This window comes from Rhodococcus koreensis (assembly GCF_900105905.1).
Lineage (GTDB): Bacteria > Actinomycetota > Actinomycetes > Mycobacteriales > Mycobacteriaceae > Rhodococcus_F > Rhodococcus_F koreensis.
Window position 1 is genome coordinate 5,627,021 of sequence record NZ_FNSV01000005.1, and the last position, 15,393, is coordinate 5,642,413.

General features: G+C 68.3%; 16 protein-coding genes and 1 pseudogene. 10 read left to right on the forward strand and 7 right to left on the reverse strand.

Annotated features, from left to right (window positions below; all coding sequences use genetic code 11):
- Positions 1-62: 62 nt before the first annotated feature.
- From BLV94_RS30165 to BLV94_RS30185, 5 genes and pseudogenes are all read right to left on the reverse strand, one after another.
- Positions 63-946 (reverse strand): annotated as a pseudogene (locus BLV94_RS30165) (FAD-dependent oxidoreductase).
- 56 nt (positions 947-1,002) lie between these two features.
- On the reverse strand, positions 1,003-1,296 hold the full coding sequence (locus BLV94_RS30170) for a putative quinol monooxygenase (RefSeq protein ID WP_072946740.1): 294 nt from the start codon (positions 1,294-1,296) through the stop codon (positions 1,003-1,005).
- Between the two features lie 245 nt (positions 1,297-1,541).
- Positions 1,542-1,787, reverse strand: a complete 246-nt coding sequence (locus BLV94_RS30175; RefSeq protein ID WP_072946741.1) for a hypothetical protein — start codon at positions 1,785-1,787, stop codon at positions 1,542-1,544.
- A gap of 88 nt (positions 1,788-1,875) precedes the next feature.
- Positions 1,876-2,205: a branched-chain amino acid transporter permease gene (locus BLV94_RS30180; protein ID WP_072946742.1), complete on the reverse strand. Its 330-nt coding sequence runs from the start codon at positions 2,203-2,205 to the stop codon at positions 1,876-1,878.
- A complete protein-coding gene (locus BLV94_RS30185; RefSeq protein ID WP_371851583.1) occupies positions 2,198-2,938 on the reverse strand; it encodes an AzlC family ABC transporter permease in 741 nt (246 codons plus the stop codon). The genes BLV94_RS30180 and BLV94_RS30185 overlap by 8 nt, the downstream gene beginning before the upstream one ends.
- An 80-nt stretch (positions 2,939-3,018) precedes the next feature.
- On the opposite strand from BLV94_RS30185, the gene BLV94_RS30190 reads away from it, so the two are divergent.
- From BLV94_RS30190 to BLV94_RS30215, 6 genes are all read left to right on the forward strand, one after another.
- Complete coding sequence (locus BLV94_RS30190) at positions 3,019-3,459, forward strand: Lrp/AsnC family transcriptional regulator (protein ID WP_005254660.1); 441 nt, start codon at positions 3,019-3,021, stop codon at positions 3,457-3,459.
- 49 nt (positions 3,460-3,508) lie between these two features.
- Positions 3,509-4,483, forward strand: coding sequence for an ERCC4 domain-containing protein (locus tag BLV94_RS30195; protein ID WP_072946744.1), 975 nt, complete (start codon positions 3,509-3,511; stop codon positions 4,481-4,483).
- Positions 4,484-4,650: 167 nt separating this feature from the next.
- Positions 4,651-6,018 (forward strand): hemolysin family protein, encoded by a 1,368-nt coding sequence (locus BLV94_RS30200; RefSeq protein ID WP_072946745.1) that lies wholly within the window; start codon positions 4,651-4,653, stop codon positions 6,016-6,018.
- Positions 6,011-7,024 carry a CNNM domain-containing protein gene (locus tag BLV94_RS30205; protein ID WP_072946746.1) on the forward strand — a complete coding sequence of 338 codons (1,014 nt, stop codon included), beginning with the start codon at positions 6,011-6,013 and terminating at the stop codon, positions 7,022-7,024. The genes BLV94_RS30200 and BLV94_RS30205 overlap by 8 nt, the downstream gene beginning before the upstream one ends.
- A 55-nt stretch (positions 7,025-7,079) precedes the next feature.
- The gene (locus BLV94_RS30210) at positions 7,080-7,610 is read left to right on the forward strand and encodes a hypothetical protein (protein WP_174705544.1); all 531 of its coding nucleotides are present in this window, start codon (positions 7,080-7,082) and stop codon (positions 7,608-7,610) included.
- A 218-nt stretch (positions 7,611-7,828) separates the two neighbouring features.
- The gene (locus BLV94_RS30215) at positions 7,829-9,286 is read left to right on the forward strand and encodes a PepSY-associated TM helix domain-containing protein (RefSeq protein WP_072946786.1); all 1,458 of its coding nucleotides are present in this window, start codon (positions 7,829-7,831) and stop codon (positions 9,284-9,286) included.
- Between the two features lie 21 nt (positions 9,287-9,307).
- Here BLV94_RS30215 and BLV94_RS30220 read toward each other — a convergent pair whose 3' ends face one another.
- Positions 9,308-9,976 carry an AIM24 family protein gene (locus BLV94_RS30220; protein ID WP_072946748.1) on the reverse strand — a complete coding sequence of 223 codons (669 nt, stop codon included), beginning with the start codon at positions 9,974-9,976 and terminating at the stop codon, positions 9,308-9,310.
- A 21-nt stretch (positions 9,977-9,997) separates the two neighbouring features.
- Positions 9,998-10,474, reverse strand: a complete 477-nt coding sequence (locus BLV94_RS30225; protein ID WP_072946749.1) for an Lrp/AsnC family transcriptional regulator — start codon at positions 10,472-10,474, stop codon at positions 9,998-10,000.
- 135 nt (positions 10,475-10,609) lie between these two features.
- On the opposite strand from BLV94_RS30225, the gene pdhA reads away from it, so the two are divergent.
- From pdhA to lpdA, 4 genes are read left to right on the forward strand one after another with little or no spacing between them, the layout of a single operon-like run.
- Positions 10,610-11,746, forward strand: a complete 1,137-nt coding sequence (gene pdhA / locus BLV94_RS30230; protein WP_072946750.1) for a pyruvate dehydrogenase (acetyl-transferring) E1 component subunit alpha — start codon at positions 10,610-10,612, stop codon at positions 11,744-11,746.
- A gap of 3 nt (positions 11,747-11,749) precedes the next feature.
- A complete protein-coding gene (locus BLV94_RS30235) occupies positions 11,750-12,754 on the forward strand; it encodes an alpha-ketoacid dehydrogenase subunit beta (protein WP_072946751.1) in 1,005 nt (334 codons plus the stop codon).
- Entirely contained in the window at positions 12,751-13,974 is a 1,224-nt protein-coding gene (locus tag BLV94_RS30240) for a dihydrolipoamide acetyltransferase family protein (RefSeq protein ID WP_072946752.1), read from the forward strand. The genes BLV94_RS30235 and BLV94_RS30240 overlap by 4 nt, the downstream gene beginning before the upstream one ends.
- A complete protein-coding gene (lpdA, locus tag BLV94_RS30245) occupies positions 13,975-15,348 on the forward strand; it encodes a dihydrolipoyl dehydrogenase (protein ID WP_072946753.1) in 1,374 nt (457 codons plus the stop codon). It begins immediately after the preceding gene.
- Positions 15,349-15,393 lie beyond the last annotated feature (45 nt).

Sequence of the window (15,393 nt, forward strand, 5' to 3'; positions counted from 1 at the left end):
GTCAGGAAGCGGCCGGGTCAATCGGCGATGGCTGCGGCGAAGTCCTCGGAAGGTCCGGACGGTCACTGTCCGGGATCAGGCCGTGCCTGCAGCGTCGGCGCGGCGGCGGCCGGCAGCGCGTCGCGGTCGCGGTTCAACGGGGGATAGACGCGTTGGGTGTTGATGGTGATCTTCGTGGCTTTGGCCTGCGCGCCGCGCGTCACCACCTGGCGATCCCACCCCTCGGTGTACACCGCGCCGGCCGGTCCGAGGTCGAGAATCAATCGTGGCGTACCAGGGGATCCGGAGCGGCAACATCGGCTCCCCGAGTAGATCGCTGACGACGTTGTAGCCCGCGTAGCGGCCCATCGGGCGCCCGTGCTGGCACAACATCACCGACAGGTGGCCCTCGTCCACCCGCGCCGCGGCGACGTCACCGGCGGCGAACACTCCGGGCGAGCCGATCACGCGCAGATAGTCGTCGACCGCCGCGGTCGCCGCGCCCACGCCCGCTCGGCCGTTGGACAGTGTGGCCAGGTGGCGCTGCAACTTCATCGCGCCGTCGTACGTGTCGACGTCGAAGTCCAATTCCCGCAGACCGGGGATGTCGGGCTTCCTTACCCGACAGCCCAGCTCCAGGACCAGGCGGTCGTACCGCTGCGTGCCCCTGCCCCGTCGCCCGAGACGGTGACGGTGCGCGCCGCGGTGTCGATCGCGGTCACCTCGGCGGCGATGCCCCGATGCCGACGGGGTCGAGCAGGTCGCTCAGCGGGATGCGGCACGCGCTCTGGTCCGCCTCGTAGTTGCGGACCCGGATGTCGTGGAAGGACGTCGCGCTGATCACCGTGACATCGACGGTGCCGGCTGCGCCGAGTTCGTCGAGCCGCCGCGCGGCTCCCAGCGCGGCCCACAAACCGGCGAACCCCGAGCCGAGGACGAGGACGAGGACGCGATCGGAATCGGTCACCCCGCCATCGTGCCAGGTCTACGCCGCGACGACTGCCGGATCGCGATCATGCGCGATCATTCGCCGAACAACGCCCGCTCGTCGGCGACGTCGTACTCGGCTACCGACGCCGTGAGCATTGCCGCGCCCTGCTCGTCGCTGGGGCCGCTGCTGCGGAAGGCGTCGACCGCCGCCTGCGACTCCCAGCGCTCGAAGATGTTGATGCGGCCAGGGTCGATCAGGTCGGCCGAGATGGCGAAGTCGAGGCAGCCGGCCGCGCCGCGCGCCTGTTCGACGACGCTCACGCAGCCTGCGAGGTAGGACTCGCGCTGCTCCGGTTCGACGGTGATGTGTCCGGCGACGATGACCATGGTTCGCTCCCGGTTCGGGTAGTCGGACGCTTGTTCCGGAGTCGGGGTGATTCCGGGGGCGCGGAATATCGCGGAATATCTCCGAGGACGGTACTGTTGAACACGCTGACGGTGTCGGACATACCCCGGGTACCACATTAAATTCGTCGCCGAGAGCGACCACTTGCCGAGAGGCGATATGACGGCACCGTCGCAGAAGCCGCCGGCACCCTCGGGTGCCGGCGGTTTTCGTTGTGCGGTGGACCTTACTGTTCCTTCTTTTCCTTCCCGAGGCGGGCGGCGAGCATCGCCTTGCCCAGATCGCCGCCCTTCCGGCTCACGGCCTGGGCGCGGCGGAAGAAGTCGGCCAACTCGGCATCGCCGTCCATGTCGGCGTCGGAGATGTAGCCCTCGAGACGCAGAGCGTTGCTCAGTGACGCTTCGACGAACCAGATCAGGTTGTAGTCCTTGTCCCGTAGACCCGTCACCGAACCAACTTCTTGTTCACTCATCAGTGCGTCCTTCCCGAGAAACGGCCGACTGTCTTGTGGTTCCTGCCTACCCGTGTGGTTGCATCGTAGAACGTGAGGCGCGCCGGGCTCAGGCGAATGCCCAGTTCATCAGGACGACGTACAGACCGGTCCCGACGACGATCGAGAGCACCGCGTTCTTACGCCACAGTTGTACCGCGGCCGTGGCCCCCACCGCGATCAATTCGGGGATCCCGTGCGACGGCGCGGTGACGGAGACGTTCTTCAGCGAGTACGCCACCAGGATCAGCATGATCCCGGCAGGCATGTAAACACCTAGGTAGCCGACGAGTGCGGACGACCGCAACGGCATGACGATCGCGAACGGGACCGCCCGCAGGGCGAACGTGACCACCGCCATGATCGCGACGGCCGCGAGGATGTAACCGGGGTCAGGCATCGGCGGGCACCTTTCTCCGCGTGACGAAGTATCGGACGACGAGCAGGCTCACGAATGCGCCCATCGCGATCGGCAGCATGTGTTCGGCGTCGACGAGTCGCGCGGTCAGGGCGCATGCCACGGCGATCGTGGGAACCGCGAAACCGCTCTGGGCCCGGATCGCCTCGATGGACAGCACGACGAACAGTGCGGTCAGCGCGAAGTCGAGTCCGACGATGTTCTCCGGGATCCACTGCGCTGCAGTCGCTCCGAGAATCGCCCCGCCGATCCAGTACGCGTGGAGGTACAGCTGCGAGTACACCATGACCCGTCCGGTCATCGACCTCCGGTCGCCGGTGACCGACATGGCGTACGCCTCGTCGGTCAGCGCGAACATGCTGTAGAACCGGGCGAGCCGGCCCTTGACCCTGTCGAGGGGAAAGCTCAAGGCGTAGAACACGTGCCGGAAGTTCACCAGCAGCGCGGTCAGCGCGATGTAAGGGAGGGGCGTCAGGGTGGCGACCATGCCGACCGCGATGAATTCGAGGGAACCGGCGTAGATCAGCGAGGTGAAGACCATCGCCCACCAGGGGTTGAGTCCCTGCTGGACCACGAGCACCCCGAGGGCGATCCCCAGCGGAATCAGTCCGATCCCGACGGGGAGGGATGCCTGCAGGGCCCGACGCCATTCCGGCGTGTGCCGGTGGTCGGGGTCGACGACTGCGGTCGCGGCAAAGGGGGCTGGATCGATCACCACGCAAATTTATAGCAACTATCCCGGTGCGCGATTGCGAGCGAATGCCCATAATTGGCCCTGTGCGCAATAATAGTGCGATGGATGATATCGATCACGCAATTCTCGACCACCTGCGCAACGACTCCAGTCTGACCAACACCGAATTGGCGGATCTCGTGGGTCTGACTCCCTCCCCGTGTCTGCGCAGGGTCAAGAAACTCGAGGCGGACGGCGTCATCACCGGCTACCGCGCGATCGTCAGCCAGGAGGCGCTGGATCGGGGATTCCAGGTGATCGTCACCGCCGAGATCGGCGTGAACGATCAGGCGACCATCGAACAGTTCGAGTCCCGGGTCGCCGCCTTCGACGAGGTGATCGAATGCCGGAGGCTGTTCGGGATCCCCGACTATTTCATCCGGGTCGCGGTCCGCGACCTCGCGACGTACGAAAACTTCATGGCCACGAAGCTCAGCGGGCTCCCGGCGGTGTCGCGGGTGACGTCGCTGATCACGATGAAGACCATCAAGAGCGCTGACTGACCGGCCGCGAATCGGGTGTGTCCCGCGTCTGGTCCCCTATTCTGGCGATATGCCCGACGACCTGCTGATCGCGCGGAATCCGGAAGCCGGCTCGACGCTTCCCTATCTGGTGCGGGTTCCGCTGGGACCGGGCGGCATCGTCGTCAAGGCGAAGCAGCCCTGGCCCCGCGAATCCAAGGTCTACTGCCACCGGGCCGACGAATGGCCCGCCGACGCCGAGATCCTGGAGCGGCTCGAGGTTCGTTCGTGCACCCGGCGAGGCCCCGCGATCGACCTGGTGCTCACCCGTGCCCGGGAGAACCGCTCCCAGTTGGTGATGACCCGTGCGCGGGGCCGGGAGATGATCTTCTGGCAGTCGCCGCGCACCGCGAAGCAGGCGAGGCCCGCGGTCACGGTGCCGACGGCGCGGGCCCACGGCCGCGTGTTCGACATCGTCGTCGACACCGCCGAAAAATATCCGTACACGTTCGGGAAGCAGCAGGCGACCACGGTTCGCCGACGGCTGTCCGCGGGTGACTACGCGGTCGAGGTCGGCGACGAGATCGTGGCGGTGGTGGAACGCAAGACGCTCGAGGATCTTGCGGCGAGCCTGCTGTCCGGGCGGATGACATACGCGGCGGCCGAGTTGAGCGCACTGCCTCGGGCCGCCGTGGTGGTCGAGGACCGGTACAGCCGGCTGTTCAAGCTCGAACACGTCAGTGGAGCCAGGGTCGCCGAGGCGCTGGCCGAATTGCAGGCCCGGTTTCCGGCGCTGCCGGTGACGTTCTGCGAGACGCGGCAACTGGGCCAGGAGTGGACCTATCGCTGGCTGGGCGCCTGCCTGCACGAGTGGGAATCGGCTCGGGCGACGAGCGATCTCGAAACGACGTTCGCGACGGCCCCGTCCGTGGTGCCCGCGAAAGTCGACGTGCAGCGCCCCGCGGTCGTCCGCGACTGGGCTCGGGCTCAGGGGATCGAGGTGTCGGAGAAGGGGCGGATCCCGGCAGCGGTGATGCGCGCGTTCTCGGCGGCTCATCCGCCGTGAGAGCGTGACCCTGCGCACCCATCGTCCGAAAAGGTAAAGAGTCCTTTACTATGGGTGGCTCGTACTCCGATTACAGAGAGAGCCATGACCAGCGCTTCGCGCCCCCGAAGACCCAGCCCGCCCCAGAGTGGTCACCGCAGTCCCGGACGCACGACGCGGGTGACACCGTGGTGACCGTCCTGAGCATCGGCTTCGGCGTCGTCGTCGTATTACTGATCACCGCCCTGACCGGCTATTTCGTCGCGCAGGAATTCGCGTACATGTCGGTCGACCGCTCGCGGCTCAAGGCCAGGGCCGAGGCGGGAGACATGGGCGCCGCACGCGCGCTGGCCGTCACGCGCCGCACCTCGTTCATGCTTTCCGGCGCCCAGTTGGGCATCACGGTCACCGGTCTGCTCGTCGGTTACGTCGCCGAACCCCTGATCGGGCGCGGTCTCGGCGAACTTCTCGGCGGCGTCGGCATCCCGACCGCGGTCGGGGTCGGTGTCGGTGCCGTCCTCGCCGTCCTGTTCTCCACCTTCGTCCAGATGCTGTTCGGTGAACTGTTCCCGAAGAACCTGGCGATCGCCCGTCCCGAACCGGTGGCGCGATGGCTCGCGCTGTCGACCACCGTCTACCTGAAACTTTTCGGCTGGTTGATCTGGTTGTTCGACCAGTCGTCGAACCTGCTGCTGCGCGCGCTGCGGATCGAGCCGGTCCACGACGTCGAGCACTCGGCGACCGCACGGGACCTCGAGCACATCGTCGCCGAGTCCCGCGACGCCGGTGAGCTGCCGCGGGAACTGTCGACCCTGCTCGACCGGATCCTCGACTTCCCCACCAGCACCGCCGGGCACGCCATGATTCCCCGCGCCCACGTCGACACCGTCCGGGCCGACGAACCCCTGAGCAGCGTGCTCGAGAAGATGGGCGCCGGACACACCCGCTACCCCGTCGTCGGGACCTCCTCCGACGACCTGCGCGGCGTCATCCACCTCCACGACCTGCTCGGCGAACAACCCGACGGGGTGGCCGCGTCCCGGGCCCGCGCGGCCGTCGTCGTGCCGACGTCGCTGCCGCTGCCCGACGTGCTGGAACAGCTGACAGCCGCCCGGGACGAGATGGCCCTCGTCGTCGACGAGTACGGCGGTTTCGCCGGGGTCATCACGATCGAGGATCTCGCGGAGGAACTCGTCGGTGAGATCGCCGACGAACACGATCCCGACGGCGAGGCGTCGGTGACGGGCTCGGAGTCCGAGGGCTGGACGATGCCCGGCGACCTGCACATCGACGAGGTGGAGCGCGTTCTCGGACACGACCTCCCGTCCGGTGACTTCGAGACGCTCGCCGGCGCCGTCATCGCGGAGTTCGGTGGTCTCCCCGTCGTCGGGGATGTCGTCGCGATCCGATTGAACCCGGATCCGGCCGACCTGATCGCCGACGCCGACCCGCCCGTCCGCAACCTCGACGCCGAGGTGCGGGCGGTCGACAAGCACGTTCCGTCCTCGCTGTTCGTGAGGCTCCGCATCGTGGAGAGTGACTCGACCGATGAGTAATCCCTGGGTCGTTCTGGTGGTCACCGTCGGGTTGATCGCGGCCAGCGCGTTCTTCGTGGCGATCGAGTTCGCACTGATCGCCGCCCGTCGCCACCGGCTCGAGGACGCCGCCCCCACCAGTCGGGCGGCGCGGGCCGCTCTGCGCAGCGCATCCGAGCTGTCGGTGTTGCTGGCGGGATCCCAGCTGGGCATCACCGTGTGCACCCTCGCACTCGGTGCCGTCACGAAGCCGGCCGTGCATCACTGGCTCACCCCGGCGTTCGAAGGGTGGGGTGCGCCGCTGTGGCTCGCGGACGTCCTCGGATTCGTCCTCGCCCTGATCATCGTCACGTTCCTGCACCTCGTCGTCGGCGAGATGGCACCGAAGTCGTGGGCGATCGCGCACCCGGAGAAATCGGCGACCCTGCTGGCGATCCCGATGCGCGCGTTCATGTGGGCCACCCGCCCGCTGCTGCTGGTGCTGAACCGGATGGCGAACCGGTGCCTGCGACTGTTCGGCGTGGAACCGGTCGACCAGGTCGGGGCGGGCCAGGATCCCGACGCGCTGCGTCACCTCGTCGAGCACTCCGCGACCGTCGGCACGCTCGACGAGCGGTACCACGGCCAGCTGACCAGTGCCCTGGCACTCCAGTCGCTCACCGTGCGGGACATGGTGCGGCCGAACACCTCCCCGAGCAGCGTCGCCCCGGATGCGACCGCCGCGGCGATCAAAGCGGCCGCGGATCGGAGCGGCCACCTCCGGCTGCTCGTGCGCGACGAGGACGGGATCAGGGGCGTGGTGCACGCGCGGGACAGTCTGCGGGCAGGCGCGGGAGTCACTGCCGCCGACCTGATGCGCCCGGTGCTGACCCTCGACGCGGACGCCGCCGTGTACGAGGCGTTGCACACGATGCGCGAGACCCGTAGCCATCTCGTGATCGTCACCGACGGCCGGCAGCTGATCGGTGTCGTCACGCTGACGGACGTCCTCGCGCGTCTGCGTCCGGCGGCGGGGGCGTCCGCCTGACCCGTTTCGCATACCGCGGCCGGTGCCGGGATCGTGGGAGCGGTACCCTCGCGGGGTGAATTCACGGTTGGATGTGGTCGCGCGGGTGCGCGGCTCCGTCGTGGGTTCACTGTCCGGCGCGGTCAGCATCGCCGCGCACGGTATCGCCGGCGGCGGAATGCCCCCGAGCGACGGTTCGGTGGTGCTGCTTCTCGCGGCGTGCGCCGCCGTCGGAGCGTCGGTCGCCGCCATCCGGGTGGCCAGCCGCGAATGGTTGTTCGTGCTGTCGGTGCTCGCAGTGGGCCAGCTGATCGGCCACACCACGCTGGCGTTGGCGGCCGATCATGCGCACGGCCTGGGACTGTCCACTCCGATGATCGCCGCGCACATCGCCGCCATTGCGGTGGCCGCGGTGCTGGTCCGATCGGCCGAACGCGCCTGTCTGCGCGCCCTGGCGGCGCTGACGCGCATCGTTCTCGCCGTCCTGGCCCCGCTGCAGGTCGATACCGGCACCTGGTCGGCGACCCCGGTCTACCGCGCGAAGCTGTCGTTGTGGCTGCTGGTCGCCGCGGGCGCCGGCACCCGCGGACCACCCGCACTCGTCTAGTCGAACCTCTCACCGCCCTCCCGGCGCACACGGAAAGACGTGTCGCTCGCCGGTCGGGCGTGTTCTCACACGGCACCAGCAGACTCCCGGCGAGTCCCGGTGCCGATCCCTTCCCGAGTCGGAACATCCCTGACCTCGCGTTGCCCAGCGCACCCCTGACGTGCGCGGCCTCGACGGCGCTGGGTGCCCGCCTCACCCGAACTCGAATCGAGACCGTCATGTCCATTCCCGAACTCGAACGCGACAAACCCGTCGCGCCCGCCCCGTCCTCGTCGGCGTCGCCGCCGCGCAGTCTCCGGCCACTGATCCTGCGTCTGCACTTCTACGCGGGGATTCTGGTGGCCCCGTTCCTGGTGATCGCCGCCGTCAGCGGCGGCCTCTACGCCCTCGCGCCGTCCGTCGAGCAGCTGGTCTACCGCGACTACCTGCATGTCGACTCGACCGGGCCCGATCTGCCGATGTCCGAACAGGTGCGGGCCGCGCAGCAGGTTCGCCCGGACCTCGCCGTGGCGGCCGTGCGCCCGGCGACCGAACCGGGTGAGACGACGCAGGTGATGTTCACCGACCCCGGGCTGGGTGAATCCGAACGACTCGCGGTCTTCGTCGACCCCGCCACCGCGCAGTCGAAGGGCGAACTGGTGGTGTACGGCAGCAGTGGGGCGCTGCCGATGCGGACCTGGATTTCGCAGTTGCACCGGCACCTGCACCTCGGTGAGCCTGGACGTATCTACAGTGAGCTCGCCGCGTCGTGGCTGTGGGTCATCGCGCTCGGCGGCGTGTACCTGTGGGTGCAGCGGTATCGCACGACCCGCGCCCGGAACGCGGACGCCGCCAGGTTGTGGACGCTCGACCGGTCGAGCCGCGGCCGCAACCGTACCCTGAGCTGGCACGGGGTGGTCGGGGTCTGGATCGCGGTCGGTCTGGTGTTCCTCTCGGCGACGGGCCTGACCTGGTCGCGGTACGCGGGCGAGAACGTCGGCGAACTCCGTACCGCCCTGAGCTGGACCACCCCCAAGATCGACAAGAAACTGGACTCGGCTCCGAACACCGGCGGCGCTGCCTCGGGCGGTCACGACGGGCACGGCGCCGGGCACACTCCCGCGTCGGATCCGGGAATCCTCGACACGAACGTGGGCGAACTCGACACCGTCCTCGACGTCGCCCGGCGCAGCGGTGTCACCGGCGCCGTCGAGGCGACCGTTCCCGCGGACACGGGCACCGCGTTCACCGTCACCCAGACCCGCGAACCATGGCAGTTCTCGAACGACTCGATCGCCGTCGACGGGGCCACGGGCACCGTGACGGACGTGTCGCGATTCGCCGACTGGCCGCTCGCCGCGAAGCTGACGTCCTGGGGCATCGCCCTGCACATGGGTTTGCTGTTCGGTCTGCTCAACCAGCTGATCCTGGCCGCTCTCGCGGTGGCGTTGCTCGCCGTCATCGTCCGCGGCTACGTCCTCTGGTGGCGGCGCAGGCCCACCCGCGGCACTGCCCGGGCGGTGGGCAGGCCGCCGGCGCGCGGCACGTGGCGTCGAATCCACCCGGTCGCGGCCGTGACCGGAGTCGCCTGCGTCGTCCTCGTCGGCTGGTTCGTCCCGCTTCTGGGACTGAGCCTCGTCGCGTTCCTGCTCGTCGACGTCGCGGTCGGTGCCCTCGGCCGTACCCGGGCGGGGTGATCGACAGGGGCACCCGCGCGGTCACGGCTTGGGAACCGGGTGCCCCTCCGAGGCCTGCACGACGACGAATCCGTTTCCGGTGAGGCACAGCTGATATGCCTCACCGGATCCTCGGCCGATCGCAGCGCCCATCTTCGCCGTCTTGCGGATCGACGAGTGCAGGCCGGTCGACCACAGCACTGCGCTCTGCATGTCGACGTACGTGGGGGTGTCCACGTTCAGGACGACGGGGGTGCCGTACACGGTGACGGCGAGAACGCCGCGCCCGGTGAACGTGGTGTTGAACAGTCCGCCACTGAGCATCGACGCGCCCTCGACGCGGTGGATATCCCAGCTCAGGGAACTGTCGAACGCGAGGACGTTGGAACCGTTGACGGTCACCGACTCGTCCTCGAGTTCGAGCAGGAAGATCTCGTCGGCGTCGCGGGCGAGGAACACGTCGCCGCTGCCGGACACCTTCATCAGCGACATGCCCTCACCGGTGAACGCCTTCTTGAAGAACTTCCCGACGCCGCCGCTGCCCTCGTACGAGAAGTCGACGTCACCCTGGTACGCGACCATCGCTCCCTGCCGGGCGAAGAAGTGGCCGCCGGTTCCGGTCAAGTCCACCTTGAGCATTCGGGGATTCTGGAGCACGAAGGTGCCCGGTAGTCCATTGCGTTCCGCGTTCTTCATCAGGTCGCTGCGCATGCTGCGATCGTATCCGCCGCGTCAACGAACCCATTCCGGACCGGGCCCGCTGGCTTCCTCGAAAATCAGCCACGTCTTGGTCGCCTGCACACCTTCGAGGCTCTGCAACCGTTCGAGGACGACGTGACGCAGTGCGCTGTTGTCCGGTGCGCGGACGAGGACGAGAACGTCGAAATCGCCACCCAGTAGTGAGAAGTGCTCGACGAACGGCAATGTCCGCAGCTGGGTGGAGATTCCCCGCCACGAGTCCTGCCTGATCGACAGGGCGATGAACGCGGAGGAGCCCAGGCCCGCTTTGGAGTGCGAGATGCGGGTGGTGAATCCTTCGATGATCCCGGCTTCCTGCAACCGTTCGATGCGGACGTACGCGTGGGCGCGGGAGATGTGCGCCTTCTCCGCCAGCGCTCGCATCGAGATGCGGCTGTCGGCGACGAGTTCCTTGATGATGCGTCGGTCGATCGCGTCGAGTTCGTACGTGTCCGTTGTGCCCTCGGCCATCTGTCCATCCCTGCTGTGGTCGCTCACACTTCGGTGAGACATTCTGCCCCCGACAGGCCGATTCTAGGCCATTTGTCTCTGATTCCTCCCAGTCGTTGTCGATAGGTCGTTCAGTTGCGAGCATTGACGAACACAATGCATATGGAGGTAGACGTGACGCTCGTAGAGCAGCCCCCGGCGAGGCCGTATCGGAAGTTCCTTCCCGCCGACAGTGCGGTGCAGTATCTGGATTCGGCGGGCGCGCTCACCGAGAGCGAGGCCCGGTACCCGAGGCCGAGTGACGACCGTCTGGTGGAGATGCACCGGAACATGGTGCTGGGCAGGCGCTTCGATCAGCAGGCGACGGCCCTGACCAAGCAGGGCCGGCTGGCGGTGTATCCGTCCTCGCGTGGCCAGGAGGCCTGCCAGATCGCGGCGGCGATGAGCCTGCGACCGACCGATTGGATGTTCCCCACCTACCGCGACTCGGTGGCGCTCGCCGCCCGCGGTATCGAGCCGGTCGAGATCCTCAGCATGCTCGCCGGCGACTGGCACTGCGGCTACGACCCGGCGCGGCACCGCAGTGCACCCCAGTGCACCCCGCTGGCCACCCAATTGCTGCACGCCACCGGTGTGGCGTACGGCGAACACCGCAGGGGCCGAGACGCGATCGCGCTGGCGTTCTGCGGCGACGGCGCGACCAGTGAGGGCGACTTCCACGAGGCCCTCAACTTTGCGGCCGTGTTCAAGGCCCCGGTGGTGTTCCTGGTGCAGAACAACGGATTCGCGATCAGCGTGCCGCTCGCCCGGCAGAGCGCCGCACCCACGTTGGCGCACAAAGGCGTCGGCTACGGAATCGGCAGCGAGCAGGTCGACGGCAACGACCCGGTCGCCATGCTCGCCGTGATGGACGAGGCAGCGAACTTCGTCCGGGCCGGCAACGGGCCGGTCATCGTCGAGGCCCACACCTACCGGATCGACGCGCACACCAACGCCGACGACGCCACCCGCTACCGCGACTCGTCCGAGGTGGAGCAGTGGCTCGGACGCGACCCGCTGACCCGGCTGGAGAAGTACCTGCGCGGCCGGGACCTGCTCGACGACGCGTCCGTCGACGCCCTGACCGCCGAGGCCGACACCGCCGCCGCGGCCCTGCGCGCCGGAATGAACGTCGACCGGCCCCACGACCCGCTCGATCTGTTCCGGCACGTCTTCGCCGAACCCACCCCACAGTTGCGCGAACAGCAGGCCCAGGTGCAGGCCGAACTGGCCGCCGAATCCGAGGAGCACTGAATCATGCCCACACTCACCATGGCTCAGGCCCTGAACACCGCACTGCGCGACGCGCTCGCCGCGGACGAGAACGTCGTCGTCTTCGGTGAGGACGTCGGCACGCTCGGCGGCGTCTTCCGGGTCACCGACGGACTCACCCGCGACTTCGGCGACGACCGCTGCTTCGACACCCCGCTCGCCGAATCCGGCATCATCGGTTTCGCCATCGGCATGGCGATGGCCGGGTTCAAGCCGGTCGTCGAGATGCAGTTCGACGCGTTCGCGTACCCGGCGTTCGAGCAGATCGTCTCCCACGTCGCGAAGATCCGGAACCGCACCAAGGGCGCGCTGTCGGTGCCGATCGTCATCCGGATCCCGTTCGCCGGCGGCATCGGCGGCGTCGAGCATCACTGCGATTCCAGTGAGGGCTACTACGCGCACACCCCGGGGCTGAAGGTGGTGGCCCCGTCCACCGTCGAGGACGCCTACACCCTGCTGCGCGCCGCCATCGACGACCCGGACCCGGTGATCTTCCTCGAGCCGAAACGGCTGTACTTCTCCCGCGCCGACGTCGATCTCGCGGTGGGCGCGCCGATCGGGAAGGCGGCCGTCCGGCGTGCCGGCCGGGACGCGACCCTCGTCGCCTACGGTCCGTCGGTGACCGTCGCGCTCGACTCCGCCGAGGCCGCCGCGGCGGAGGGTCACGACCTCGAGGTGATCGACCTGCGGTCGATCGTGCCGTTCGACGACGAGACGGTCATGGCGTCGGTCCGGAAGACCGGACGGTGCATCGTCATTCAGGAGGCGCAGGGTTTCGCCGGTGTCGGCGCCGAGATCGCCGCCCGCGTCCAGGAACGCTGCTTCCATCACCTGCACGCCCCGGTGTTGCGGGTCAGTGGATTCGACATCCCGTACCCGGCGCCGAAACTCGAACGCCTGCACTTGCCGAACATCGACCGCGTCCTCGACAGCGTCGACCGGTTGCAGTGGAACGACTCCGCCGACACCCGTTGGGCGGTGACAGCATGAGCGGCCAAGTCTTCCTGCTCCCCGACCTCGGCGAGGGACTCACCGAGGCCGACATCGCCGAGTGGCGAGTCCGCGTCGGCGACACCGTCACCATCGACCAGGTGGTCGTCGAGGTCGAGACCGCCAAAGCCGCGGTCGAGGTGCCGATTCCGTTCGAGGGTACGGTGATCTCCCTGCACGGCGACGAAGGCTCGACACTGAAGGTCGGCACCCCACTGATCACCGTGAGCGGTACCCCCGCCGCGCACGAGCAGTACCGCGAGGCGGAACAGTCCGGAAGCGGCAACGTCCTGATCGGGTATGGCACCAGTGAGGACACCGGTCGGCGCCGGCGTCGTGTCGCCGCGAACCGCGAAATCGCGCAGGCCCCCAAGGCTTCTGCGACGCGGGTCATCTCGCCGGTCGTCCGCAACCTCGCGCGGCAGAACGACCTCGACCTGTCGCGGCTGCCGGGCAGTGGTCCCGGTGGTGTGATCACCCGCGCCGACGTCGAGCGGGCGCTCGACACCACGCCCGACTCCACTGACGTGCAGCGGATACCGATCAAGGGCGTGCGCAAGGCGGTCGCCGACAAGCTGTCCACGAGCCGCCGCGAAATTCCGGACGCCACGACGTGGGTGGACGTGGACGCCACCGACGTCGTGCAGGCCCGCCGCACGATCAACGCCGCACTGCCCGAGGACGACAAGGTCGGTCTGATGGCCCTGCTCGCCCGCCTGGCGCTCGCGGCGCTCGCGCGGTACCCGGAACTGAACTCCACAGTTGACACCGACCGCAACGAGATCGTGCGCTACGGTCATGTGCACCTGGGCATTGCGGCGCAAACCCCACGCGGGCTGGTCGTCCCGGTGATCGAGAAGGCCGACTCGCTCACGACCGTCGACCTTGCCCGGCAACTGCGGGACACCACGGCGCTGGCCCGCGAGGGAGCACTCCCGCCGTCGCGGCTGACCGGGGGCACGTTCACCCTCAACAACTACGGTGTGTTCGGTGTGGACGGTTCGACCCCGATCATCAACCATCCCGAGGCGGCGATCCTCGGTGTGGGTCGTATCGTCGACAAACCGTGGGTGGTGGACGGGCAGTTGGCCGTTCGGAAGGTGATGCAGGTGTCGCTGAGTTTCGATCACCGGGTGTGTGACGGCGGTGTCGCCGGAGGATTCCTCCGGCTGTTCGCCGACTACATCGAGAACCCGATCACCGTCCTGGGGAGGCTGTAGATGACAGGCGCGCACAGCGACGTCCTGATCCTCGGCGGCGGCTCCGGCGGCTACGCCTGCGCCTTCCGGGCCGCGCAACTCGGGCTGTCGGTCACGCTGATCGAGGCGGACAAGATCGGCGGAACCTGCCTGCACCGGGGTTGCATCCCGACCAAGGCGCTGCTGCACTCCGCCGGGATCGCCGACGCCGCGCGGACCGGTGTGGAGTTCGGGGTGCGAACGACGTTCGACGGCATCGACATCGACGCGGTGCACTGGTACAAGAACGGCACGATCGATCGCTTGCACAAGGGGCTCCGAGGCCTGGTCGCCCACCACAAGATCACCGTCGTGACCGGTCACGGAAAGTATCTCGGGAACAGGACGATCGAGGTGGACGGCACCCGCTACACGGGAACGTCCGTGGTTCTCGCCACCGGCTCCTACGCCCGGACCGTTCCGTCCATCGAGCTCGGTGAGCGCATCGTCACCAGCGACGACGCCCTGAACCTCGGGTTCGTCCCGAAGAAGGCCATCGTCCTCGGCGGCGGCGTGATCGGTGTCGAGTTCGCCAGTGTCTGGGCGTCGTTCGGCGCGGACGTGACCATCGTCGAGGCACTTCCTCGCCTGGTCGCGGCGGAGGATCCCTGGTGCTCGAAGCAACTCGAACGCGCGTTCCGCAAACGCGGTATCTCCACCCGAACCGGCGTCACGGTCGCCGCGGCGAAGGAGACCGCGGACGGCGTCCTCGTGGAACTCGACGGCGGCGACACCCCCGAGGCGGACATCCTGCTCGTGGCGGTGGGGCGGGGACCGCGCACCGGAGACTGCGGATTCGCCGAACACGGCATCGCCCTCGACCGCGGGTTCGTGGTCACCGACGACCGGCTCCGCACTCCCGTCGACGGCGTGTATGCCGTCGGGGACATCGTGGCCGGACTTCAATTGGCGCACCGCGGTTTCCAGCAGGGAATCTTCGTCGCCGAGGAGATCGCCGGCCTCGATCCGGTCCCCGTGGCCGAGGATCTCGTTCCGCGGGTGACGTACTCGCACCCGGAGGTCGCGTCCGTCGGTCTCACCGAGGCCGCCGCCCGCGAACGGCACGGCGACGCGACGTCCGTGGTGTACGACCTCGCGGGCAACGGCAAGAGCCAGATCCTGCGAACGTCGGGCGGGATCAAGGTCGTCAGGGCCGGGGACACCGGCCCGGTGGTGGGTGTGCACATGGTCGGCGACCGCGTAGGCGAACTGATCGGCGAGGCCCAACTGGCCGTCGCCTGGGAAGCCCTGCCCACCGACGTGGCGCCGTTCGTCCACGCGCACCCCACGCAGAACGAGGCGCTGGGCGAGGCGATGCTCGCGCTGTCGGGGAAGCCGCTCCACACGCACGGCTGAGCGCGGCGTCGTCGATGCGCCACCACGCGATGCGGAACGGTGCCA